Origin of the sequence: Bacillus sp. FSL M8-0350 (assembly GCF_038593345.1) — a bacterium.
Taxonomy (GTDB): Bacteria; Bacillota; Bacilli; order Bacillales; family Bacillaceae; genus Bacillus; species Bacillus safensis.
The window spans coordinates 2,538,193-2,560,847 of record NZ_CP151985.1 but is presented as its reverse complement, the minus strand read 5'-3'; the positions used below and the strand labels follow the sequence as shown (position 1 = coordinate 2,560,847).

Here is a 22,655-nt window from a genome sequence, read left to right as displayed (position 1 = left end):
TACGAGGAGGAAAAGGAAAAGATGGATTTAAAACAATATGTGACAGTTGTACCTGACTACCCAAAGGAAGGTGTACAATTTAAAGATATTACAACGTTAATGGATAAAGGCGAAGTGTACCGTTATGCAACGGATCAAATCGTTGATTACGCGAAGGAAAGAGACATTGATCTCATTGTTGGACCTGAAGCGCGTGGATTCATTATTGGCTGCCCTGTAGCATACGCACTTGGTGTAGGTTTTGCACCGGTTCGTAAAGAAGGAAAGCTTCCTCGTGAAGTCGTTAAAGTCGATTACGGCTTGGAATATGGTAAAGATGTATTAACGATTCATAAAGATGCGATTCGTCCTGGTCAGCGTGTCCTGATTACAGATGACTTACTTGCGACTGGTGGAACAATTGAAGCGTCCATTAAGCTTGTAGAGGAATTAGGCGGCGTTGTGGCAGGGATTGCATTTTTGATTGAACTGACGTATCTGGACGGCAGAAAGAAGCTTGACGGCTACGACATCATGACGTTAATGCAATACTAATGGAGTTTTCGTAAAAAGCACTCAGTAAGAAGGGTGCTTTTTTCCTATCAAAAATCTTTTAGCGGACTTCTTCTCTTTACATCTATCGAATTTTTCTTGATAATAAACTACAATACAGTTTTCATTTAAAAAGGTGATTCCATGGCGAACGAACAAGTTTTAACGGCGCAGCAGGTCATTGACAAAGCAAGAGAATACCTGTCCGCTGAACATATTCAATTTATAGAGCGAGCATATGAATATGCTGAAAATGCACACAAGGAGCAATACCGGAAATCTGGTGAGCCCTATATTATCCATCCAATTCAAGTGGCGGGCATTCTTGTTGATCTTGAAATGGACCCATCAACCATTGCAGGCGGTTTCCTGCACGATGTAGTTGAGGATACAGATGTGACATTACAGGATTTAAAAGAGCATTTTAACGAGGAAGTAGCAATGCTTGTTGATGGTGTCACAAAGCTCGGGAAGATTAAATATAAATCACAAGAAGAACAGCAGGCCGAAAACCATCGGAAAATGTTTGTTGCAATGGCGCAGGATATCCGCGTGATCTTGATTAAGCTGGCAGACCGTCTTCATAATATGAGAACGCTCAAGCATCTTCCGCAGGAAAAGCAGCGGAGAATTTCAAATGAAACACTTGAAATCTTTGCACCGCTTGCGCACAGATTAGGGATTTCAAAGATTAAGTGGGAGCTTGAAGATACAGCACTCCGCTATTTAAATCCGCAGCAATATTACCGGATTGTGAATCTGATGAAGCGCAAACGAGCGGAACGTGAGGAATACTTGGACGAGGTCGTCAATGAAGTGAAAGACCGCGTGTCTGAGGTGAACATCAAGGCTGAATTTTCCGGCAGACCAAAACATATTTATAGTATTTATCGCAAAATGGTCTTGCAAAATAAGCAGTTTAATGAAATTTATGATCTGCTTGCCGTTCGTATTTTGGTTGACAGCATTAAAGACTGTTATGCTGTGCTCGGGATTATCCATACATGCTGGAAGCCGATGCCAGGCAGGTTTAAGGATTATATCGCGATGCCAAAGCCGAACATGTACCAGTCTCTTCATACAACGGTGATTGGACCAAAAGGCGATCCGCTTGAAGTTCAGATCCGTACAGTGGAAATGCATGAAATCGCAGAATACGGGATTGCGGCACACTGGGCATACAAAGAAGGTAAAGAGTCAGCAGAATCAACGGAAGAAGCGGTCTTCCAGAAGAAGCTCTCTTGGTTTAGAGAAATTCTTGAATTTCAAAACGAATCCACAGATGCAGAAGAATTTATGGAGTCGTTAAAGATTGATCTTTTCTCTGATATGGTGTTTGTGTTTACTCCAAAAGGAGACGTCATTGAACTGCCGTCGGGCTCAGTTCCAATTGATTTCTCTTACCGGATTCACTCGGAAATTGGGAATAAAACGATCGGTGCCAAGGTCAATGGCAAGATGGTCACACTCGATCACAAACTAAAAACAGGTGACATTATTGAAATTCTGACATCAAAGCACAGCTACGGGCCAAGTCAGGATTGGGTCAAGCTTGCCCAAACCTCCCAAGCGAAGCACAAGATCAGACAGTTTTTCAAAAAACAGCGCCGTGAAGAAAATGTCGAAAAAGGCCGAGAGCTCGTGGAGAAAGAGATCAAAAACCTTGAGTTTGATGTCAAAGACATTCTGACCGCTGAAAACCTGCAAAAAGTGGCTGACAAATTTAATTTTTCAAACGAAGAGGACATGTATGCAGCAGTCGGATATAACGGCATTACTGCACTGCAGGTCGCCAATCGTTTAACGGAAAAAGAAAGAAAACAAAGAGATCAAGAAGAGCAAGAGAAAACCGTTCAAGAAGTGACGGTGGAGCCAAAGACGTATCACGGGAAAAAACGGGAAGCTGGCGTAAGGGTCAAAGGAATTGATAACCTGCTTGTCCGCTTATCTAAGTGCTGTAATCCTGTTCCTGGCGATAGCATTGTCGGTTTTATTACGAAGGGCCGAGGCGTATCTGTTCACCGCGACGACTGTCCGAACGTGAAGACAGGAGAAGCGCAGGAGCGGTTAATTCCCGTCGAGTGGGAGCATGAGCAGCCTGCTCAAAACCGTAAAGAATACAATGTGGAAATTGAAATATTAGGATATGATAGACGCGGCTTACTCAATGAGGTGCTTCAAGCAGTCAACGAAACCAAAACGAACATCTCCTCTGTTTCTGGGAAGTCTGATCGTAACAAAGTGGCGACGATCCATATGGCGATCTTTATCCAAAATATTAATCACTTGCACAAAGTGGTCGAACGCATTAAACAAATCAAAGACATTTACTCTGTTCGCCGATTCATGAATTAGAAAGGAAGTATATCGTCTATGAGGCTTGTTGTGCAGCGTGTGACAAATGCATCTGTGAAGGTAGAAGAAGAGATCACAGGTGCCATCAACGAAGGATATATGGTGCTTGTTGGTGTCACACACGAAGATACAGAAGAAGATGTACTTTACTTAGCTGAAAAGCTTGCACATTTACGTATTTTTGAAGATGAAAATGGGAAAATGAATCGTTCATTATTGGACATAAAAGGAAGCGTTCTGTCTGTATCACAATTTACCCTATATGGTGATACGAGAAAGGGCAGACGGCCGAATTTTATGAAAGCCGCCAAGCCGGATGCAGCCAACTCGCTTTATGAATGTTTCAATAAAACCCTTAGAGAAAAAGGCATCCATGTCGAAACTGGCCGTTTTGGTGCGATGATGGACGTGACATTGACCAATTCAGGACCAGTCACGATCTTGATAGACAGCAAAGAATAGATTCTCTTTAGACTGTAGATGAACTCGTGCGGGAGTTTGTTTAGAGTCTTTTTCTTTTGCGGATAAACAAAAAAGAGGCGCAGCGGCCTCTTTCTTTTTAACGGAAATATTGTTTTAATCCTTCAGTCATTCCTTCTGTGACTCGTTCTTGGTAAGAGGCGCTATAAATGATCGCTTCCTCCTGAGGATTGCTTAAATACCCGAGTTCATATAAAAGGGAAGGGCGTTTGTTTTCTCTTAAAACAAAGTAATCTCCGAATTTGACACCCTTATCAGGGATTTGAGAGCGTTTTGCGACTTCTGAATGAACGCTTGACGCTAATTGCTGATCTTTTGCTGCTTGATAATAATACGCTGTACTTCCTCTAACACTTTGATCCATAAAACTATCATAATGAAGACTAATAAATGCATCTGCATTTCGGTAATGAGATGTTGCCACCCTTGATTGAAGGCTGATAAAGGTATCATCACTTCTTGTTAAATATACATTTGCACCAGAAGCCCTTAATTTGCCTGCCAGTAAATTGGCGGTTTTGATGGTGATGTTCTTTTCAAAAGCACCGTCTGCGCCAATTGTGCCGCTGTCTTTTCCGCCATGACCAGGATCAAGAACAATCGTTTTCCCTTTTAAAGAACCAGTTCCAGACGATGAATCGTGCTGAGGTCTTGGCGCGTCGCTGCTATTTTTCTTCGTTTGAACGACCCAGCTCGCCACATAGCCAGTTCCGCCGTTTGATAGTGTCACCTCGTACCAGTCACCTTGCGTGCGAACAATTTGATAGGCAGCTCCTTTTGTTGCTCTTTCTGCAATCCCAGCAGAGGTAGAAGCGCTTTTTCGAATATTGGTGCCATCATAGACAATGTACGCTTTTTGTTCAGAAGCCGAAGAGGATGAACTCTTTTCAGGTGCAGAGCCTGCTCCTTTGCCTGTGACAATGTAATAGCTTGCAACCCAGCCTTTTACGCCTTTCCCCTCAATTTCATACCAGCCGTTCTGCTCTCGCAAAATGGTGATCTGTGTGTTGCGGGCAAGTGAAGCGACGACTTGTGCATTTGGTGCGGCCGATTGCCTTACATTCAAGCTCGATACGCCAACTGTGCCTGTCTGGTTAGAGCGAGAGGACTCGCCGGAGCTTGATTGAGAAGTTTTCTGCCCCCCTGAAACATAATCAGAGTGAACCCAGCCTTTTGCTTGTTTATACGAAATTTTCGTCCATTCGCCGCTTGTCTCGAGCTTTTTAGCGGTAGCACCTTGCGGGAAAGTACCAATCACTTGATAGGAAGTCCCAGGGCCTGTCCGGATGCGAAGGTCGGAAGCTGTTGATGTAATTGTACTGCCTCCAGCCGTGCTTTGACCTTGCGCCTTTGGCTTCGCGGATTTTTGAGCGCCGGATGATGTGGTAATCAGCCATGAGACGACCCAGCCTTTTTGTCCGTTTGATAATTGGATCTGCACCCATTCTCCTTGTTCAGTGAGAATGGGATAACTTTCGCCGCGTTTTACAACAGCTGCGATTCCATAGCTTAAACCAGGGCCCGTCCTCACATTGATTTCATCAGTTGCGACCACAGCTTGATCTGTTTGTGCTGTAGCATGTGTCATAGGCAAAGAACTCGCGATGAGAACAAAACAAGTAAGCAGCATCATCATTTGATTGTGTTTTTTCAGATTCAAAACGGTGTTTTCCCCTCCCTTGTAAAACCGATGAATGTTAATTCGTTATGTAGTGGATGAATTCCTTGCAGTTTCGCTAATAAAAATGAATCAATCTGTTTATACTAAATAAAAATGTGATAAAAGGATGTACAAACATGAGATTAAGCAGAAAATTAGGACGAGTGCAATATAATGGACATCGTGATATCGACCGCTGGCAGCACGACGAAATGGATCAGCCAGGCTTCCTTGAAGAGACCGCATCTGAATACGGATGTACGTCAAAAGAAGAGCTGGAAAAGAAAAAGAGGCACGGCAAGGGTTGACAGAGTGGCAGCACCGACCTTATTATAATATAAATCAACACACTTGAAAATTTAAAATGTGGAACTGATGATAGAGAATAGTAGGGTAAATTGCGTGAGCAGAGAGGAATCGCCTTAGGCTGAAAGCGAATCCGCATGGCATTTATCACGAAAGAACACTCTGTAGGTTTCCTGCTGAACGCTCTAAAAATGAGTCAATAGGCGGAGAACGTGAATCTGCGTTAAGGATTTGAGCGGGAACATGGCTGGATCATGTTCCAACTAGGGTGGCACCACGGGTATAACTCTCGTCCCTACTATACACATAGTAGAGGCGGGGGTTTTTTATATGTCCACATAAAAAATGAATGATGGTCGTAGGAGGACGAAAAATGAGTTTTAATATTCCAAGAGGCACACAGGATATTTTACCTGGAGAGTCAGAACGCTGGCAGTATGTTGAACAAATTGCGAGAGATACATGTGCAGCCTTTCAATACAAAGAAATCCGCACACCGATTTTTGAGCATACTGAGCTGTTTGCACGGGGAGTAGGCGAATCAACTGATATCGTTCAAAAAGAGATGTACACATTTGAAGATAAAAAAGGACGCAGCATCACACTTCGTCCAGAGGGAACAGCTTCAACCGTCCGTTCTTATGTTGAAAATAAATTGTTTGCACAGCCTGCTCAGCCAACAAAGCTGTATTACATCGGACCAATGTTCCGCTATGAACGTCCGCAAACAGGAAGATATCGTCAATTTTATCAATTTGGGATAGAAGCGATTGGTTCCAAAGATCCTGCCATTGATGCTGAGGTCATTTCGCTTGCGATGAGTGTGTATGAGAAAGCAGGTCTTTCTAACTTAAAGCTCGTCATTAACAGCCTTGGTGACAAAGAGAGCCGTGCAGACTACCGCACAGCACTGGTCAAGCACTTTGAACCAAGAATTGAGGAATTCTGTCACGACTGTCAAACGCGTTTACATCAAAATCCGCTTCGTATTCTTGATTGTAAAAAGGATCGTGATCATGAATTGATGGCAACAGCTCCATCCATTCAAGATTTCTTAAATGAAGAATCGCGGACTTATTTTGAAAAGGTTAAACAATACTTATCGGATATAGGCATTGAGTATGTCGTTGATCCAAATTTAGTACGCGGTCTTGATTACTACAATCACACAGCATTTGAGATCATGAGTAATGCAGAAGGCTTTGGTGCGATTACAACATTAGCCGGCGGCGGCCGTTATGATGGGCTCGTTGAAGGAATTGGCGGTCCTGAATCACCAGGGATCGGATTTGCGATGAGTATTGAGCGTTTCTTATCTGCGATCGATGCTGAAGGAATTGAGCTTCCTCTGCAAGATGGTATTGATCTATACATTGCTGCTCTCGGAGATGAAGCGAAGGATTATTCTGTTTCATTATTAAACCGTCTGAGAAAAGAAGGTATCTCAAGTGAAATGGACTATACAGGGAAGAAACTAAAAGGACAATTTAAAGCGGCTGATCGATTAAAAGCCAAATTTATTGCAGTTCTTGGTGAAGATGAGCTTGCGCAGCAAATTGTGAATGTGAAAGATACGACAACGGGTGAACAAATTGAAGTGAAGCTTGATGAGCTGATTCAAATGTTGAAGGCCCACCAGAAAGCGTAAAGAAGGAGTGGAATGTTTGTGTTTGGTAGAACTTTTTATTGTGGAGAAGTAACAGAAAACCAAATCGGTCAGTCAGTTGTATTAAAAGGATGGGTTCAAAAAAGGCGTGACCTAGGCGGATTAATCTTTATTGATTTGCGCGACCGTACAGGGATTGTACAAGTTGTCTTCAATCCAGACTTATCAAAAGAGGCGCTTGAGACAGCAGAATCAATTCGTAATGAATATGTCCTTGATATTAAAGGAACGGTTGTTGCAAGAGAAGAAGCAACGATCAATCCAAATTTAAAAACGGGCAAAATTGAAATTCAAGTCGAAACGGTCACCGTTTTAAATGAAGCGAAGACTCCTCCTTTTGTGATTTCAGATCAAGCAGATGAGGTATCAGAAGATGTTCGTTTAAAATATCGTTACCTGGATCTTCGCCGCCCTGCAATGTTTGAAACAATGAAAATGCGACATGAAGTCACAAAAGCATTCCGCCATTTCTTAGACGACAACGGCTTTCTAGACATTGAAACACCAATTTTAACGAAAAGTACTCCAGAAGGTGCGCGTGACTATCTTGTTCCAAGTCGTGTACACGAGGGAGAATTTTATGCACTGCCTCAGTCTCCGCAATTATTTAAACAATTGCTGATGGTTTCTGGGATGGACCGTTATTATCAAATTGCCCGCTGTTTTAGAGATGAAGACTTGCGTGCTGACCGTCAGCCGGAATTTACACAAGTCGATATTGAAATGTCCTTTATGAGTCAAGAGGATATCATGACGCTTGCTGAAGAGATGATGGCGAAGGTGATGAAAGATGTCAAAGGAGTAGACCTTACATTGCCATTACCTCGTATGACATACGATGAAGCGATGAATTCTTATGGATCTGATAAGCCGGATACACGCTTTGAGATGAAGCTAGTGAACATTTCAGACACGGTAAAAGACTCCGATTTCAAAGTGTTTAGCGGAGCTGTGAAAAATGGTGGGTCTGTGAAAGCCATCAATGTCAAAGGGGCTGCAGCGAACTACTCAAGAAAAGACATTGATGCACTTGGTGCATTTGCAGCGAACTACGGTGCAAAAGGTCTAGCTTGGCTAAAAGCAGAAGGGACTGAATTAAAAGGGCCGATCGCTAAATTCTTTGATGAAGCAAAGCAAGCTGAATTAAAAGAACAGCTGCAAGTTGAAGAAGGCGACCTTTTACTTTTTGTTGCAGATAAGACGTCTGTTGTCCATGATGCGCTTGGTGCACTTCGCTTAAAACTTGGTAAAGAGCTTGGACTGATCGATGAGTCTGTATTCAATTTCTTATGGGTTGTCGATTGGCCGCTGCTTGAAAAAGATGAAGAAGAAGGCCGCTTCTATGCTGCCCATCATCCATTCACAATGCCAGTTCGCGAGGATCTTGAATTAATTGAAACAAGCCCGGAAGACATGAAGGCACAGGCTTACGATCTTGTGCTGAATGGCTACGAGCTTGGCGGAGGTTCTATTCGTATTTTCGAAAAGGACATTCAAGAAAAGATGTTTGGCTTACTTGGTTTTTCAAAAGAAGAAGCTTACGAACAATTTGGCTTCCTGCTGGATGCGTTTGAGCATGGTGTTCCTCCGCATGGCGGAATCGCGCTGGGTCTTGACCGTTTAGTGATGCTGCTTGCAGGCCGCTCTAACTTAAGAGATACGATTGCATTCCCAAAAACGGCAAGTGCGAGCTGCGTTCTTACAGATGCCCCTGGCCATGTAAGCGAGGCGCAGCTTGATGAGCTGAGTTTAGCGATTAAAACAAAAGTAAAACAGTAAAATAGACGCATGTTTATAGGTATGTAAACGCTTGAAAAAGAAATATGCCTATGATATGCTTTCATCAATAATAAATAAAGTCCTGATACGTACGGTGGTTACCTAGTTTTGACCGAACATTTTTTTATACGGGAGCTTGCCTTTCCTTTCTGCATAAATGCCTCTTTAGAGGACTTATAAAGTCAGGAAGAAAGCACCCACCTGCATGGTGCGGGGTTCAAAACGAAGGAAATGCTGGCGGCGTCATCGGGACTTTTTTGTGTTTTTTTCTTTTAGAGAAGGATGACGGAGAAGTCTGAATATGATATGATTCTTTCGATTCATTTTAAATAAAGGTGGAGTGAGGCACTTGTTACATCAGTTTTCAAGAAACGAGCTTGCCATTGGCAAGGAAGGCTTAAATATACTAAAAAACAGTACAGTTGCAGTGCTTGGTGTGGGCGGCGTTGGTTCATTCGCAGTAGAGGCACTCGCTCGTTCAGGCGTTGGCCGTATTGTTCTTGTTGATAAAGATGATATTGATATTACAAATGTAAATCGTCAGCTTCCAGCATTGCTATCAACAGTTGGCCAGCCAAAGGTTGACTTAATGCAGGCGAGAATCGCTGATATTAATCCAGATTGTGAAGTTGTTGCGCTGAAGATGTTTTATACAGAGGAAACATACGAGCAATTTTTTGAGTATCCGCTTGATTATGTCATTGATGCCTCAGATACCATTCACTATAAAATTCATTTAATGAAAGAGTGTCTGAAACGAGGTGTGAACATCATTTCAAGTATGGGAGCTGCGAACAAAACAGATCCGACACGCTTCAAAATTGATGATATTTCAAAAACGCATACCGATCCTATTGCAAAAGTTGTGAGAACACGTCTGCGTAAGGAAGGGATTTGTAAAGGAATTGAAGTCATTTTCTCTGATGAAAGTCCGATTGTTATTCGTGAAGATGTCAGAAAAGAAGTTGGAAATGATGAAGCGAAGATTCGCAAGGCACAAATGCCGCCATCATCCAATGCATTCGTTCCGTCTGTTGCCGGGCTGATCATGGGTGGTCATGTCATTATGAAGCTTTTAAAAGATATTCCAATTACACGTGTGAAGGATAAATAAACAGCCCGCCTGCTAATATGCAGGGGGCTTTTTTTATTTCTGGCGTTTTAAATTTTCATAGACCTGTTTCAATGCACCTTCAAATTTTCCGGTTTGTTTCGGTACATAGTATTGCTTGTTTTTCAGCGGATCAGGTAAATATTGCTGCTTCACCCAGCCGTTTTCGTAATCATGCGGGTATAAGTAATCGACGCCTCTTCCGAGTGCTGTGGCGCCTTTGTAGTGAGCATCTTTTAAATGAACTGGAACTTCTCCAATTTTCCCTGTACGAATGTCACCAAGTGCCGCATCAATCGCCTTATATGCCGAATTAGACTTAGGAGAAAGACACAGCTCAATCACTGCGTTCGCCAGGGGAATCCGTGCTTCTGGGAAGCCGACTCTTTCTGCTGTTTGTACTGCGCTTAATACGCGGGGGCCAGCCTGCGGACTGGCTAAGCCAATGTCCTCGTAAGCCATCACGAGTAATCTCCTTGTAATGCTTTCAAGGTCTCCTGCTTCGATCAGTCTGGCAAGGTAATGCAGCGCCGCATCTGTATCAGATCCCCTAATGGATTTTTGAAAAGCCGAGAGGACATCATAATGAGCATCACCATTCTTGTCATGTGAGAAGCTCTTTTTTTGTAAACATTCTTCTGCTGCGGCAAGAGTGATTGTGATATGCCCTGTCTCATCAGCTTTTGTCGATAAGACAGCGAGTTCGAGTGCATTTAAAGCAGAACGCACGTCTCCTCCGCATCCATTGGCAAAATGATTCATCGCTTCATCGTCCACTGTCACCTTATAGCCGCCAAGCCCGCGATGTTCATCCTGTAAGGCTCTTGTTAACGCAGCTTTGATTTGCTCTGTTTCAAGCGGCTTCAGCTCGAATATTTGTGTCCGGCTTCGAATGGCAGGATTGATCGCATGATAGGGATTAGCCGTTGTTGCCCCAATTAAAATGATCATGCCATTTTCTAAATAAGGAAGAAGAAAATCCTGCTTTCCTTTATCAAGCCGGTGGACTTCGTCTAAAATAAGGATCACCTGGCCGCTCATTTTCGCTTCAGCGGCAACAGCTTCCATATCCTTTTTGTTATGAATGACCGCATTCAGCGTTCGAAAAGCAATGCTTGTACTGCCAGCAATCGCGGTTGCAATCGATGTTTTGCCGATGCCCGGCGGTCCATATAAAATCATCGAGGATAAATGTTTTGCCTCGACCATTCGCCTAATAATTTGACCTTCTCCAACAAGATGCTCCTGCCCAATAATGTCTTCAATATGACTTGGGCGCATCCGGTACGCTAAAGGTTTCATAATTATCTCTCCTATAGCAATGTCTTGTTTGTATAGAGTACCGAAATTTCTTCAAATAGAAAAGGGATTCGCCCTTCTATCATGCTCAGAACCCGTAAATGAAAGTTGGCTGAAAGTATGATATAATTGCTTTTGGTCTATATATCAGCGTATATGAAATCAGAAAAATAATTGATGACATAGAATAGAAAACGCAGAGGTGTTTAACTTGAAAATATCAACTAAAGGCAGATATGGTCTGACGATCATGATCGAATTAGCCAAAAAACATGGCGAAGGCCCTACATCATTAAAATCAATCGCTCAAAACAATGATTTGTCTGAGCATTATTTAGAGCAGCTTGTATCACCACTCCGCAATGCCCGTCTTGTAAAAAGTATCCGCGGAGCGTATGGCGGCTATGTTCTTGCACATGAACCAAACGAGATCACAGCAGGTGATATTATTCGTGTATTAGAAGGACCCATTAGTCCTGTTGAAGTCATCGAAAACGAAGAACCAGCAAAGCGTGAACTATGGATTCGTATTCGTGATGCAGTAAAAGACGTACTAGACAATACAACTCTTGAAGACTTGGCAAGCTACACAGATGACGGGGATCAAGACTCGTATATGTTCTATATTTAGATCAGAGGTGTACCGGAAATGGAACGAATCTATTTAGATCATGCGGCCACAACGCCGATGGATCAGCGTATTGTGGACAAGATGATGCCGTACTTTACAGAGATATTTGGCAATCCCTCTAGTATTCATTCATATGGGCGCGAGGCAAGAAAGTGGCTCGATGAAGCAAGAGAAGTCATTGCAGGAGAATTACACTGTAAACCGCAGGAGATCATCCTCACAAGCGGTGGAACCGAGGCGGACAACCTGGCAATTACAGGTGTTGCCATGGCAAGACAGCATGAAGGAAAACATATCATCACAGTGAAAACAGAGCATCATGCGGTGCTGCATACATGTGAACGCCTAGAAAAACTAGGATTTGAAGTGACATATTTAGATGTGGACGAAACGGGATTGATTCATCTTGATCAATTAAATCAAGCATTGAGAGATGATACGATTCTTGTGACCGTCATGTACGGCAATAATGAAACAGGTGTGATTCAGCCAATCAAAGCCATTGGCGAACTTCTGCGTGATCACACTGCTCATTTTCATACAGACGCAGTGCAGGCGTTTGGCACAGTGCCCATTGATACAGCAGATCTCCATATTGATCTTTTATCTGCTTCTGGCCATAAGCTGAATGGTCCGATGGGAACAGGTTTTTTATATGTAAACGAAGGCGTGAAACTTTCTCCGCAAATATTCGGAGGCGAACAAGAAAGAAAGCGCCGTGCCGGCACTGAAAATGTGGCAGGAATTGTTGGGCTTGCAGAAGCTGTTCAATTAACGAAGCAAAATAGAAGAGAAAAAGCGATGCATTATGGTAAGCTCAAAGAAACCATGCTGCAAGTATTCGAAGAGGAATCTCTCAATTTCTCTATCAATGGACATTCGAAAGAGACATTGCCGCACATTTTAAATGTTCATTTCCCGGGCGTCTCCATTGAATCGCTACTTGTGAATTTAGATATGGAAGGAATTGCTGTTTCAAGCGGATCGGCATGTACGGCTGGATCTGTCCTTCCTTCGCACGTGTTAAGCGCCATGTATGGCGAAGAAGCAAAAGAGCTGACATCCTCAGTCAGAATAAGCTTCGGTCTTGGGAATGAAGAGGATCATGTGAAGCAGGCGGCACATAAGATAGCGGCTGTTGTCAAACGCCTAGCCAAATAAATGCTTCCTTTTGTTCGTGTGTGAAAAATGAAACAGCGAAGCACCTGAAGAACGAAACGCGCATGTTGTTTCATTGAAATTGGAGTTGATGAAGATGACAAAAAGACCAGAAGATACAAGAGTTGTGGTCGGTATGTCCGGAGGAGTCGATTCATCAGTTGCCGCTCTTATGTTAAAGGAGCAAGGCTATGATGTCATCGGCATATTTATGAAAAATTGGGATGACACCGATGAAAATGGTGTTTGCACAGCAACGGAAGACTATGAGGATGTCATCCGCGTATGTAACCAAATTGGAATCCCTTATTATGCAGTGAATTTCGAGAAGCAATATTGGGACAAAGTGTTTCAATATTTCCTTGATGAATATAAAGCGGGCAGAACGCCAAACCCAGATGTCATGTGTAACAAAGAAATTAAGTTCAAGGCATTCCTTGAGCATGCACTTTCACTTGGTGCGGATTATTTGGCAACAGGACACTATGCTCGTGTTGATCGAACTGGTGATGAAGTCAAAATGCTGCGAGGTCTTGATGCAAACAAAGACCAAACGTATTTCTTAAATCAGCTGACACAGGAACAACTTGATAAAGTCATGTTCCCAATCGGTGATTTAGAGAAAAAAAGGGTTCGTGAATTGGCAAAAGAAGCAGAGCTCGCAACAGCAGCGAAAAAAGATTCAACAGGTATCTGCTTTATTGGAGAAAGAAACTTTAAAACGTTCCTCAGTCAATATTTGCCTGCACAGCCTGGTGTGATGCAGACAATGGACGGAGAAGTAAAAGGGGAGCACGATGGACTGATGTATTACACGATCGGTCAGCGCCAAGGACTTGGCATTGGCGGCAGCGGTGATCCTTGGTTTGTTGTTGGAAAAGACTTGGAGAAAAACATCTTGTTTGTTGAACAAGGCTTCCACAATCCACTTTTATACTCTGAAAGCATTTCAGCTGTTAATATCAGCTGGACTCGTCCTCATATTGTCGGAGAAAACGGTGAATTAACTTGCACAGCAAAATTCAGATACCGTCAAGAAGATCACCATGTGAAGGTCAAAATGACAGGTGAGCAAGAAGCGATGGTTATCTTTGATGAACCTGTTCGTGCTGTTACCCCGGGACAAGCGGTTGTTTTTTATGATGGCGACGAATGTCTTGGCGGCGGTACAATTGACGATGTCTTCAAAGATGGTCAAAAGCTGTCGTATGTGTAGCATGTTTCAAAACCTCAACGTCGCTGTTGAGGTTTTTTAATGAAAGGATGAGAGAGCGAATGAATTATAACGAAATCGGCATAGAAGCCTTGAATCAAGGGAATATCGAAAAAGCAGCTGAAGCTTTTACAAAAGCGATCGAAGAAAGCCCGAAGGACCCGGTTCCATATATTAACTTTGCGAACTTACTTTCAAGTATCAATGAATTTGAACGCGCTTTAAACTTTTTTCAGAAAGCAATTGAACTTGATCATACCGCAGCTGCAGCCTATTATGGAGCAGGAAATGTGTATACGTTAAAAGAAGACTTTATGAAAGCAAAAGACTACTTTGAACAAGCACTAAAAGCCGGCATGGAAAATAGTGATTTGTTTTATATGCTCGGGCAGACGCTCATCAAATTAGAGCAGCCAAAGCTTGCGATGCCGTATCTTCAGCGTGCCGTTGAACTAAATGAAGAAGATAATGAAGCAAGATTCCAATTTGGCATGTGCTTAGCCAATGAACACATGCTGGAAGAAGCGGTGACAACTTTTAGTGAAGTCATCACGCGTGATCCGCAGCATGCAGATGCCTTTTATAATTTAGGTGTTGCGTATGCGTACTTAGAGAAAAAAGACGAAGCACTTGAGATGCTGGGTAAAGCCATTGACGTGCAGCCTGACCATATGCTGGCACTACATGCGCAAAAGCTGATTCAAGAGGCAGAATAGATGGAAGGAGGGAAGACCTGTGCAGGAACATCCAGATCAAATGAAGCTTGAGGACGAACCGTTTTTAAAGGGGACCATTCAAGCCGTTATTTTCCATAATGAAAGTAATTTATACTCGGTGTTAAAGGTAAAAGTCATTGAAACATCGGAAAACTTAGAGGAAAAAACAGCATCTGTCACAGGCTACTTCCCAGCACTTCATGAGGAGGAAACCTACACCTTTTATGGCAAAGTGACAAGCCATCCGAAATTTGGTGAACAGTTTCAGGCCACTCATTTTCAAAAGGAAGTACCAACAACGAAGCAAGGAATCATACATTATCTTTCAAGTGATTTATTTGAGGGGATAGGGAAAAAGACGGCTGAAGAAATCGTCGGGAAGCTTGGCAATCAGACGCTCCATAAGATTATGCGTGACCCAGCTGTTTTGTATGATGTACCGCGCTTATCAAAAAAGAAGGCGGATAAGCTGGCCGCAGCGCTTCAGGAGCATCAAGGGCTGGAACAAATCATGATCAGCCTGAATCAGTATGGCTTTGGTCCGCAGCTCAGCATGAAGATTTACCAAGTGTATGAGAGTGAAACGCTGCAGAAAATCGAGGAAAATCCCTATCAGCTTGTCAAGGATGTCGAGGGAATCGGATTTATTAAGGCGGATGAGCTTGGTGCTAGAACAGGCATCTCAGGTAATGACCCAGAGCGGATTCGCGCCGCCTTGCTATATACAGTGGAGACAGCCAGTCTACAGGACGGTCATACGTACATACAAACGAAAGATTTGATCGTCGAAACCCGCAAGCTGCTCAACCAAACAGGCAATGATTACAAAGTGACTGAAATGGATGTTGCCAATCAGATCATTGCACTTGGCGAAGGAAAAGAAATGATCATTGAAGACGACCGCTGCTATCATCCATCCTTATTTTATGCAGAGCAAAGTGTCGCCAAACGCATTCAGAAAATCGTCTCCCAAACAGAATATGCAGATCAATTTCCTGAATCAGAATTCCTGCTAGCACTTGGTGAGCTGGAGGAGCGGTTAGGCGTCCAATATGCACCGACACAAAAGGAAGCGATTCAAAAGGCACTCATGTCCCCGATGCTGCTTTTAACAGGCGGGCCTGGAACAGGGAAGACGACGGTCATTAAAGGAATTGTCGAGCTTTACAGTGATCTTCACGGTGTTTCTCTTGATCCGAGTGATTATAAAAAAGATGAATCCTTCCCATTTGTGCTTGCGGCACCAACTGGACGGGCGGCTAAACGGATGACAGAATCAACAGGGCTTCCAGCTGTCACCATTCACCGGCTGCTAGGCTGGAACGGTTCGGAGGGCTTCTCGCATGATGAGGAACAGCCGATTGAAGGAAAGCTTGTCATCATTGATGAATCAAGTATGCTGGATATTTGGCTGGCGAATCATTTGTTTAAAGCGATTCCTGATCATATCCAAGTGATTATGGTAGGAGATGAACATCAGCTGCCATCTGTCGGACCAGGTCAAGTTTTACGGGATTTGCTTGCCTCAAAAGCCGTGCCGGCTGTTACCCTGACAGATATTTACCGGCAGGCAGACGGCTCAACCATTGTTGAACTGGCACATGATATGAAAAATGGTGTGCTGCCAAAGGATATTACTGCACGCTCAAAGGATCGGTCCTTCATTCGGTGTTCAGCTGATCAAATGAAAGAAGTCATTGAGAAAGTTGTCAGCAATGCTGCTCAAAAAGGATTTTCGGCAAAGGACATTCAAGTGCTCGCACCAATGTATAAAGGAAAAGCAGGCATCAATGAGCTCAACAAAATGCTGCAGCACATTTTGAATCCTAAAAAACCAAAAGGCAGAGAAATCCAGTTTGGTGATGTGGTGTACCGGACAGGTGATAAGGTGCTTCAGCTTGTGAATCAGCCGGAGAACAACATTTTTAACGGCGATATCGGCGAAATTGTCTCGATTTTTTATGCAAAAGAAAATACAGAAAAAGAAGACATGGCCGTGATCTCCTTTGATGGGAATGAAATCACCTTTACAAAAAAGGATTTTCATCAATTTACCCATGCTTATTGCTGCTCCATTCACAAATCACAAGGAAGTGAATTCCCAATTGTTGTGCTGCCAGTCGTGAGAAGCTATTACCGAATGCTTCGGCGGAATCTGCTGTACACAGCCATTACACGCAGTAAAAAGTTTTTAATACTGTGCGGCGAGGAATCAGCGCTGGAGTGGGGCGTGAAAAACAATGAGGATTCCCTTAGACAAACGTCCTTAACGATGCGGCTAGTGCAAACCGAACAAATCATGGATGCAGAACTTGAAGCGCTCCAAAAAGAGCTTCCGTTTAGCGTACATGACGCAAATATTGGCATGGAGGGAATCACTCCATTTGATTTTATGCATGAGTAGAAGGCTTCCATATGGAAGCCTTTTAGTATGAAAAGAACTTCTCCCATTCTGTTCATGGAAGCCATTTCTTCGTATGAGTCATGAAGCAAACGCACACGATAAGACTGTTCCGCAAAAGGTGGTTGAGCACATTTTGAGAACATGCCGAGAACTTGAAGGAATGACGATCTATACAGATGAGCTGTCCCAATCACTTGGTTCCATAAAAGATATTTGCTTTTTAGCCGGAGGCAGCTGCGGAGGATATGTGTTAGAGGGGAAAAAGAAAGACTGTGCACTCGTTCCATTCTCTGCTTTTGATCAGCTGACAGATAAAGGTTTGTATGTGAGCTGTCAGGAGGGAGTGGGCATGGATTCCACTGCTCCATTCTTGTTATTTTCAAAATTAAAAAAGAAAATGATGCAGTCGCCTGATGGTGAAAATTTAGGCATTTTGGAAGATGTATACTTTTGCTCAAATTCGGGCACAATCGTAGCATATGAACTCTCGGACGGCTTCTTTACAGAGCTATCAGGGATTCGGAAACAGCTGCAGGCTGCCGGAACCTTGATGAACGTTCAAAAGGAAGCACTGGTTCTAAACCGAACGTAAAGAGGTGCTGATTATGCTCATTTGCCCAAATTGCAAATGTAAAGACATCGGAAAAATTGGGGTCAATCAATATTATTGCTGGGGCTGTTTTATTGAATTGACACTGTCGAAAGGCAAAATATCTACACACCAAGTGGAGGAAGACGGGACACTAAGCAGCTTAGATGATCTGTTTAGTGACGATGAACGTTCAATTCAATTATAAGTGTTAAGGGGGAATTTCGAATGGGCAAAATGACTTCTTCACTATTAACGCTTGGTGCAGGTGCACTCGCATATCACTTTGCAAGCCGATATGATATGCCATCAAAGCGGGATATGAAAAAGCTAAGAAAACGTGTTATGAGAATGATGTAAACAAAAAGGGCTAAAATGATCTTCATTTTAGCCCTTTGTTTTTTTCAGCGTGATCGCAAACCGGTCTATACGCTGAGGCATACGTCAAGAGCGGATGTTCATTTTATGCCTGCCTGTATTCTAATCGTCTTGCAAGAATAGATAAGCTGAAATTGACGACAAAATACATCATAGCTGCCAATAGGAATATCGGCAGTAAATAGGATTGGCTTTGCCCATTTAATATTTGTGCGTGATGTAATAATTCTGGAAGCGCAATGACAACAGCAAGCGACGTATCTTTTAAAAGGGATATGAATTGACTGACAATTGGCGGCACCATTCGGCGCAGAGCCTGCGGCATAATAATCATTTTCAATGTTTGAATATAGGTTAAACCAGAAGACCTGGCTGCTTCGATCTGACCCTTATCAATTGATTTAAGGCCGCTCCGAATAATTTCTGACAGCATCGCAGATTCAAACACGGTTAAAGCTGCAATAGCAGAGGCTGTGATGCTCAGCTTGATGCCGATTTCAGGCAATGCAAAATATGTGAAAAAGATGATCAGTAAAAGCGGCAGGTTCCGAATGGTTTCTACAACAACCGCAAGCACTTTGGATAAAACCGGAATTTGAGCGAACCGCAATGTGCCAACGACTAATCCAATGATAAAGCTCAAAATGATGGAAATAAAAGCCACTTTTAAGGTGACAGCAAATCCTTCAAGTAAAAAGGCGAGATGATCAGGCTGGTAGGCACCTATAAAATCCATGATGTTTCCTCCTTTCTAGTGGCTTCTTGCTAATCTTCTTTCTAAATAACCAACACCTAGACTGAGCGGAATGGTTAATAGCAGATAGAACATGGCGACAAAGATGTAGACATCAAACGTCACAAATGTTCTAGACGCAATGAGGTCTCCCTGATACATAAGATCAAACCCTGCAATGACACCTAAAATAGAGGAGTTTTTGACAAGGTTAATAAATTGATTCCCAAGAGGGGGAATGACGATTTTAATCGCCTGCGGCAAAATGATATACCGCATCGTCCCGCCATATGACAGACCTGAAGCACGGGCTGCTTCCATTTGTCCAAGCGGCACAGCTTGTATCCCTGCACGAATGGCTTCAGCAATAAAGGCAGACGTATAAATGGCAAGAGCGATCGTTCCAGCAGTCAAACCATCTGCTACTATACCCAGCACTGGTAAACCAAAGAAGAAAACAAAGGTGATCAATAATAACGGAATATTCCGAATAAATTCCACGTAAGCCGTCCCTAACCAGTTGAGCGGCCTGAGTGGCGCAATTCTCATAATGGCAATGAGTGTACCGATCAAAAAGCTTCCAATCAGAGCAATGACACTTGCACCAATGGTATATTTAAAGCCTTCTAAATAAAGATGAACGTTTTCAGTGAGAATGGAAAACCGCAGCAATCAGTTCACTTCCTTCCTGATCAACAGGGGAGCCAAGGAGCGGCTCACCTGAGGCATTGATCTTGACGAATCAAATGCTATTCTTTGATCCATTTTTTAAGAATCTTGTCATACTCTCCATTGTCTTTTAACGTTTTTAAGGCTTTATTGATCGCATCTGTTAATTCTTGATCTCCTTTTTTCACAGCAATGCCATAAGGCTCATCTGTAAAGGTGCCGCCGACCACTTCGTAATTTGAATCCTCATCTGCCATACCAAATAAGATCGCATTATCAGTTGTCAGCACTTGCCCTTGATTTGATTTTAATGCTGTAAAAGCCTCCTGATAGTTCTCAAATTCTAATACGGATGCTTCAGGTGCTTTCTCACGGATATTTTGAGAAGAAGTGGAGCCTTTCACGGCCAGCACCTTCGTTCCTTTTTTAAGATCATCAATGGATTGAATGTCGCTTCCTTTTTTCACAAGCAGTGATTGTCCTGCTTCAAAGTATACATCTGAGAAATTGACTTCTTTTTTACGCTCTTCTGTAATTGTCATGGTCGCAACAATCGCATGGATATCCCCTTTTTGAAGCAAAGGAATTCTTGTTTTAGATGTCACTTCCTTAAATTCTGCTTTTCCTTCATCGCCAAGTATTTCCTTTGTAATGGCTTTTGCAATGTCAATATCAAATCCTTCAATATCACCGCTGCTCGGATTTTTTAAACCGAATAAACGTGTGTCATTTTTTACACCGAAAATGATTTTTTTGTCTTTCTTAATGGTTTCTAAAGAACTTCCTTGTTTTGCATCAGTTGAGCCTTTTTCAGTAGATCCACAAGCAGCCAAAGCGGCGATGCAGCAAGTCATAAAGAGCAGCAGGCCAAAGCGTTTCATTTTTTTCATCAAACCATTCCCCCTAGTGATTTAATATACGGCTTAAAAATAATTGAGCACGTTTCTCTTGCGGTTTTTCATAAAATGCAGCCGGTGTTGATTCTTCAAGAATTCTGCCTTCATCAATAAAGACAATACGGTCAGCCACTTCGCGGGCAAAGCCCATCTCATGTGTGACGACAACCATGGTCATGCCTTCACGAGCCAGCTGCTTCATCACATCTAATACCTCGCCGATCATCTCTGGATCAAGTGCAGATGTCGGTTCGTCGAAAAGCATCACCTCTGGCTTCATCGCAAGCCCTCTTGCAATGGCAACGCGCTGCTGCTGTCCGCCCGAGAGTCGTGAAGGGTAGGTGTCTGCCTTTTCAGGAATGCCGACTTTATTTAAATAAAATTCAGCTGTTTCCTTTGCTTCTTCTTTGCTCACTTTTTTGACCTTCATCGGCGCAAGCATAATGTTTTCAAGCACCGTCTTATGCGGATAGAGGTGAAAATGCTGAAAGACCATTCCGATATTTTGCCTGACAAGATTGATGTTGGTCTTCGGATGCTGAACAGACACTTGGTTGACGAGAACTTTTCCCGCATCAATGCTTTCAAGACGATTGATACACCTGAGCATCGTGCTTTTACCAGACCCTGAAGGACCGATGATCACAACAACCTCCCCTTTTTGAATATGTAGGTTAATGTCCTTAAGTACATGGAACTGGCCATAATGCTTGTTGACTTCTTCGAATGTGATCATGAAGAACCTCCTCTTGTGTTTCATTGGCTAAAGCTAAAGTGGATTCTAGCACAACTTGTGTAAAAAGAAGTAAATGATGGAATATTTTCTGACGAGATTTTACAGCAAACAGTGACTTTGGATGGAGCTGTATGTTTCATGTGTATTCATTTTTAACAAAGTTAGGACAAATTTTATTTACGTGGATAATTGCAGAAGATGGTTAAACAATAAGAAAAGAGGTGAAAAAGGTGAAGAAACGTCCGATCCAATTTCTAATATATGCTGCAGGGGTCCTGCTTGTCCTTGCATCCTTGCTCATTTTACTGCAGCTCGACGAGTTATGGATGCCTGTTTTTTTATTGCTGAAGGCGGTTCTCATTCCGCTTCTCATCGCTATTTTTATTTCTTATCTGCTTTATCCGATTGTTGAAAGACTGCATGCACGAGGGCTGCCGAGAACAGTCAGTCTCTTACTCATCTATGTCCTGTTTTTTGGCGGGATTGGTTTTGCGGTATATAAAGGAGCGCCTGTTATGATCGCACAGTTAAATGAGCTGTCAGAACAAATTCCTGTCATCGCTGAAACGTATAATGGCGCTTTGTCACATATTCATCATCATACGAGCCACTGGCCTGACGGACTTCATGACCGCTTGGACCGCTTCATTGTTCAATCGGAGACATATGCAGCCAATAGCGCTGAGCGGATGATTCTTAGCTGTAAAGTTTTATTTGATTACGCATTAGTTGCAGCACTCATCCCTTTTCTTGTTTTTTATATGGTAAAAGACATGAATACGATGAAACGGGCGGCATGGTATTTAACGCCGCCGTCATTTAGGAAGAGGGGGCATGCCTTTGTGAAAGCAGTGGATGAATCGCTTGGTGATTATATTCGAGGGCAGCTGCTTGTCTGTTCTTTAATCGGGGGTGCAGCAGCCATTGTGCTTTGGCTTTTTCATATCCCGTATCCGCTCGTTCTTGGCATGCTGATAGGAGCAACGAACGTGATTCCGTATTTTGGACCGATAATTGGCGCAGTGCCTGCCATCTTTATTGCGTTTACCATTTCGGTGAAATCGGTCATCATCGTATTGATCACAGTAGCGGTGCTGCAATTTTTAGAGAGCAATGTCCTCAGCCCGATCATTGTAGGACGAAGTCTTCATATGCATCCTGTCGTCATTATGCTTGTCTTGCTTGCAGGAGGGGAGCTGTTTGGCTTAATTGGGATGATTTTAGCTGTACCAGCAGCTGCGATTATCAGGGTGATCATTGTGCAATATATCCTGATGAGACGAAGCGTTCATTGACAAGACGAGCCGAGTTGTCTATAATAATTTCGATTCATACATATTGAAAT

Annotated in this window: 22 protein-coding genes, 1 other RNA gene and 2 other annotated features (1 of these 25 running past the window's edge); of the genes, 17 read left to right on the top strand and 6 right to left on the bottom strand. The window is 42.9% G+C overall.

The annotated features are described in order from the left end of the window. Nucleotides 1-21 precede the first annotated feature (21 nt). From NSS80_RS13450 to dtd, 3 genes are all read left to right on the top strand, one after another. The gene (locus NSS80_RS13450) at nt 22-534 is read left to right on the top strand and encodes an adenine phosphoribosyltransferase (RefSeq protein WP_034279900.1); all 513 of its coding nucleotides are present in this window, start codon (nt 22-24) and stop codon (nt 532-534) included. Nucleotides 535-675: 141 nt separating this feature from the next. Next, nucleotides 676-2,886, top strand: coding sequence for a bifunctional (p)ppGpp synthetase/guanosine-3',5'-bis(diphosphate) 3'-pyrophosphohydrolase (locus tag NSS80_RS13445; RefSeq protein ID WP_034279902.1), 2,211 nt, complete (start codon nt 676-678; stop codon nt 2,884-2,886). Nucleotides 2,887-2,904: 18 nt separating this feature from the next. Next, nucleotides 2,905-3,348, top strand: coding sequence for a D-aminoacyl-tRNA deacylase (gene dtd, locus NSS80_RS13440; RefSeq protein ID WP_317221906.1), 444 nt, complete (start codon nt 2,905-2,907; stop codon nt 3,346-3,348). Between the two features lie 97 nt (nt 3,349-3,445). Here the strand turns inward: dtd and NSS80_RS13435 are convergent, their stop codons facing one another. Further along, nucleotides 3,446-5,026: an SH3 domain-containing protein gene (locus NSS80_RS13435; RefSeq protein ID WP_317221907.1), complete on the bottom strand. Its 1,581-nt coding sequence runs from the start codon at nt 5,024-5,026 to the stop codon at nt 3,446-3,448. Between the two features lie 137 nt (nt 5,027-5,163). On the opposite strand from NSS80_RS13435, the gene NSS80_RS13430 reads away from it, so the two are divergent. The 5 genes from NSS80_RS13430 to NSS80_RS13410 all read left to right on the top strand — a co-directional run bounded on the left by NSS80_RS13430 (nt 5,164) and on the right by NSS80_RS13410 (nt 9,891). Next, entirely contained in the window at nt 5,164-5,334 is a 171-nt protein-coding gene (locus NSS80_RS13430; RefSeq protein WP_003216250.1) for a YrzK family protein, read from the top strand. Between the two features lie 58 nt (nt 5,335-5,392). Beyond that, nucleotides 5,393-5,632: a binding site (T-box leader), on the top strand. A 73-nt stretch (nt 5,633-5,705) separates the two neighbouring features. Next, nucleotides 5,706-6,980, top strand: coding sequence for a histidine--tRNA ligase (gene hisS, locus NSS80_RS13425; protein ID WP_041115117.1), 1,275 nt, complete (start codon nt 5,706-5,708; stop codon nt 6,978-6,980). Between the two features lie 18 nt (nt 6,981-6,998). Further along, complete coding sequence (gene aspS, locus NSS80_RS13420; RefSeq protein ID WP_139142201.1) at nt 6,999-8,777, top strand: aspartate--tRNA ligase; 1,779 nt, start codon at nt 6,999-7,001, stop codon at nt 8,775-8,777. Between the two features lie 76 nt (nt 8,778-8,853). Then, nucleotides 8,854-9,034, top strand: a non-coding RNA gene (gene ssrS, locus NSS80_RS13415) — 6S RNA. Between the two features lie 92 nt (nt 9,035-9,126). Then, on the top strand, nt 9,127-9,891 hold the full coding sequence (locus tag NSS80_RS13410; protein WP_317221908.1) for a tRNA threonylcarbamoyladenosine dehydratase: 765 nt from the start codon (nt 9,127-9,129) through the stop codon (nt 9,889-9,891). Between the two features lie 33 nt (nt 9,892-9,924). Here the strand turns inward: NSS80_RS13410 and NSS80_RS13405 are convergent, their stop codons facing one another. Then, nucleotides 9,925-11,190, bottom strand: coding sequence for a replication-associated recombination protein A (locus NSS80_RS13405; RefSeq protein ID WP_317221909.1), 1,266 nt, complete (start codon nt 11,188-11,190; stop codon nt 9,925-9,927). A 208-nt stretch (nt 11,191-11,398) separates the two neighbouring features. On the opposite strand from NSS80_RS13405, the gene NSS80_RS13400 reads away from it, so the two are divergent. The 8 genes from NSS80_RS13400 to NSS80_RS13365 all read left to right on the top strand — a co-directional run bounded on the left by NSS80_RS13400 (nt 11,399) and on the right by NSS80_RS13365 (nt 18,258). Next, nucleotides 11,399-11,818: an Rrf2 family transcriptional regulator gene (locus tag NSS80_RS13400; protein ID WP_024423125.1), complete on the top strand. Its 420-nt coding sequence runs from the start codon at nt 11,399-11,401 to the stop codon at nt 11,816-11,818. A gap of 18 nt (nt 11,819-11,836) precedes the next feature. After that, nucleotides 11,837-12,979: a cysteine desulfurase family protein gene (locus NSS80_RS13395; RefSeq protein ID WP_317221910.1), complete on the top strand. Its 1,143-nt coding sequence runs from the start codon at nt 11,837-11,839 to the stop codon at nt 12,977-12,979. A gap of 94 nt (nt 12,980-13,073) precedes the next feature. Further along, a complete protein-coding gene (gene mnmA, locus NSS80_RS13390; RefSeq protein WP_024423123.1) occupies nt 13,074-14,192 on the top strand; it encodes a tRNA 2-thiouridine(34) synthase MnmA in 1,119 nt (372 codons plus the stop codon). A gap of 59 nt (nt 14,193-14,251) precedes the next feature. Beyond that, complete coding sequence (locus NSS80_RS13385; protein WP_034279920.1) at nt 14,252-14,905, top strand: tetratricopeptide repeat protein; 654 nt, start codon at nt 14,252-14,254, stop codon at nt 14,903-14,905. A gap of 19 nt (nt 14,906-14,924) precedes the next feature. Continuing rightward, complete coding sequence (locus NSS80_RS13380) at nt 14,925-17,309, top strand: ATP-dependent RecD-like DNA helicase (protein ID WP_317221911.1); 2,385 nt, start codon at nt 14,925-14,927, stop codon at nt 17,307-17,309. Nucleotides 17,310-17,382: 73 nt separating this feature from the next. Next, the gene (locus tag NSS80_RS13375; protein WP_052470355.1) at nt 17,383-17,901 is read left to right on the top strand and encodes a PRC-barrel domain-containing protein; all 519 of its coding nucleotides are present in this window, start codon (nt 17,383-17,385) and stop codon (nt 17,899-17,901) included. Nucleotides 17,902-17,914: 13 nt separating this feature from the next. Then, nucleotides 17,915-18,106: a hypothetical protein gene (locus tag NSS80_RS13370; RefSeq protein ID WP_003216308.1), complete on the top strand. Its 192-nt coding sequence runs from the start codon at nt 17,915-17,917 to the stop codon at nt 18,104-18,106. 20 nt (nt 18,107-18,126) lie between these two features. After that, nucleotides 18,127-18,258 carry a YrzQ family protein gene (locus NSS80_RS13365; RefSeq protein ID WP_003216198.1) on the top strand — a complete coding sequence of 44 codons (132 nt, stop codon included), beginning with the start codon at nt 18,127-18,129 and terminating at the stop codon, nt 18,256-18,258. Between the two features lie 103 nt (nt 18,259-18,361). Here the strand turns inward: NSS80_RS13365 and NSS80_RS13360 are convergent, their stop codons facing one another. From NSS80_RS13360 to NSS80_RS13345, 4 genes are all read right to left on the bottom strand, one after another. After that, nucleotides 18,362-19,012, bottom strand: a complete 651-nt coding sequence (locus tag NSS80_RS13360; RefSeq protein ID WP_024427867.1) for an amino acid ABC transporter permease — start codon at nt 19,010-19,012, stop codon at nt 18,362-18,364. A gap of 15 nt (nt 19,013-19,027) precedes the next feature. Then, nucleotides 19,028-19,681 (bottom strand): amino acid ABC transporter permease, encoded by a 654-nt coding sequence (locus tag NSS80_RS13355; RefSeq protein ID WP_317221912.1) that lies wholly within the window; start codon nt 19,679-19,681, stop codon nt 19,028-19,030. A gap of 77 nt (nt 19,682-19,758) precedes the next feature. Then, the gene (locus tag NSS80_RS13350) at nt 19,759-20,568 is read right to left on the bottom strand and encodes a transporter substrate-binding domain-containing protein (RefSeq protein WP_126681537.1); all 810 of its coding nucleotides are present in this window, start codon (nt 20,566-20,568) and stop codon (nt 19,759-19,761) included. 13 nt (nt 20,569-20,581) lie between these two features. After that, a complete protein-coding gene (locus tag NSS80_RS13345) occupies nt 20,582-21,310 on the bottom strand; it encodes an amino acid ABC transporter ATP-binding protein (protein ID WP_024423116.1) in 729 nt (242 codons plus the stop codon). 230 nt (nt 21,311-21,540) lie between these two features. Here NSS80_RS13345 and NSS80_RS13340 point away from each other — a divergent pair, with 230 nt between their 5' ends. Beyond that, nucleotides 21,541-22,605 (top strand): AI-2E family transporter, encoded by a 1,065-nt coding sequence (locus NSS80_RS13340; RefSeq protein WP_024423115.1) that lies wholly within the window; start codon nt 21,541-21,543, stop codon nt 22,603-22,605. Nucleotides 22,606-22,649: 44 nt separating this feature from the next. Continuing rightward, nucleotides 22,650-22,655: a binding site (T-box leader), on the top strand (it continues 202 nt past the right edge of the window).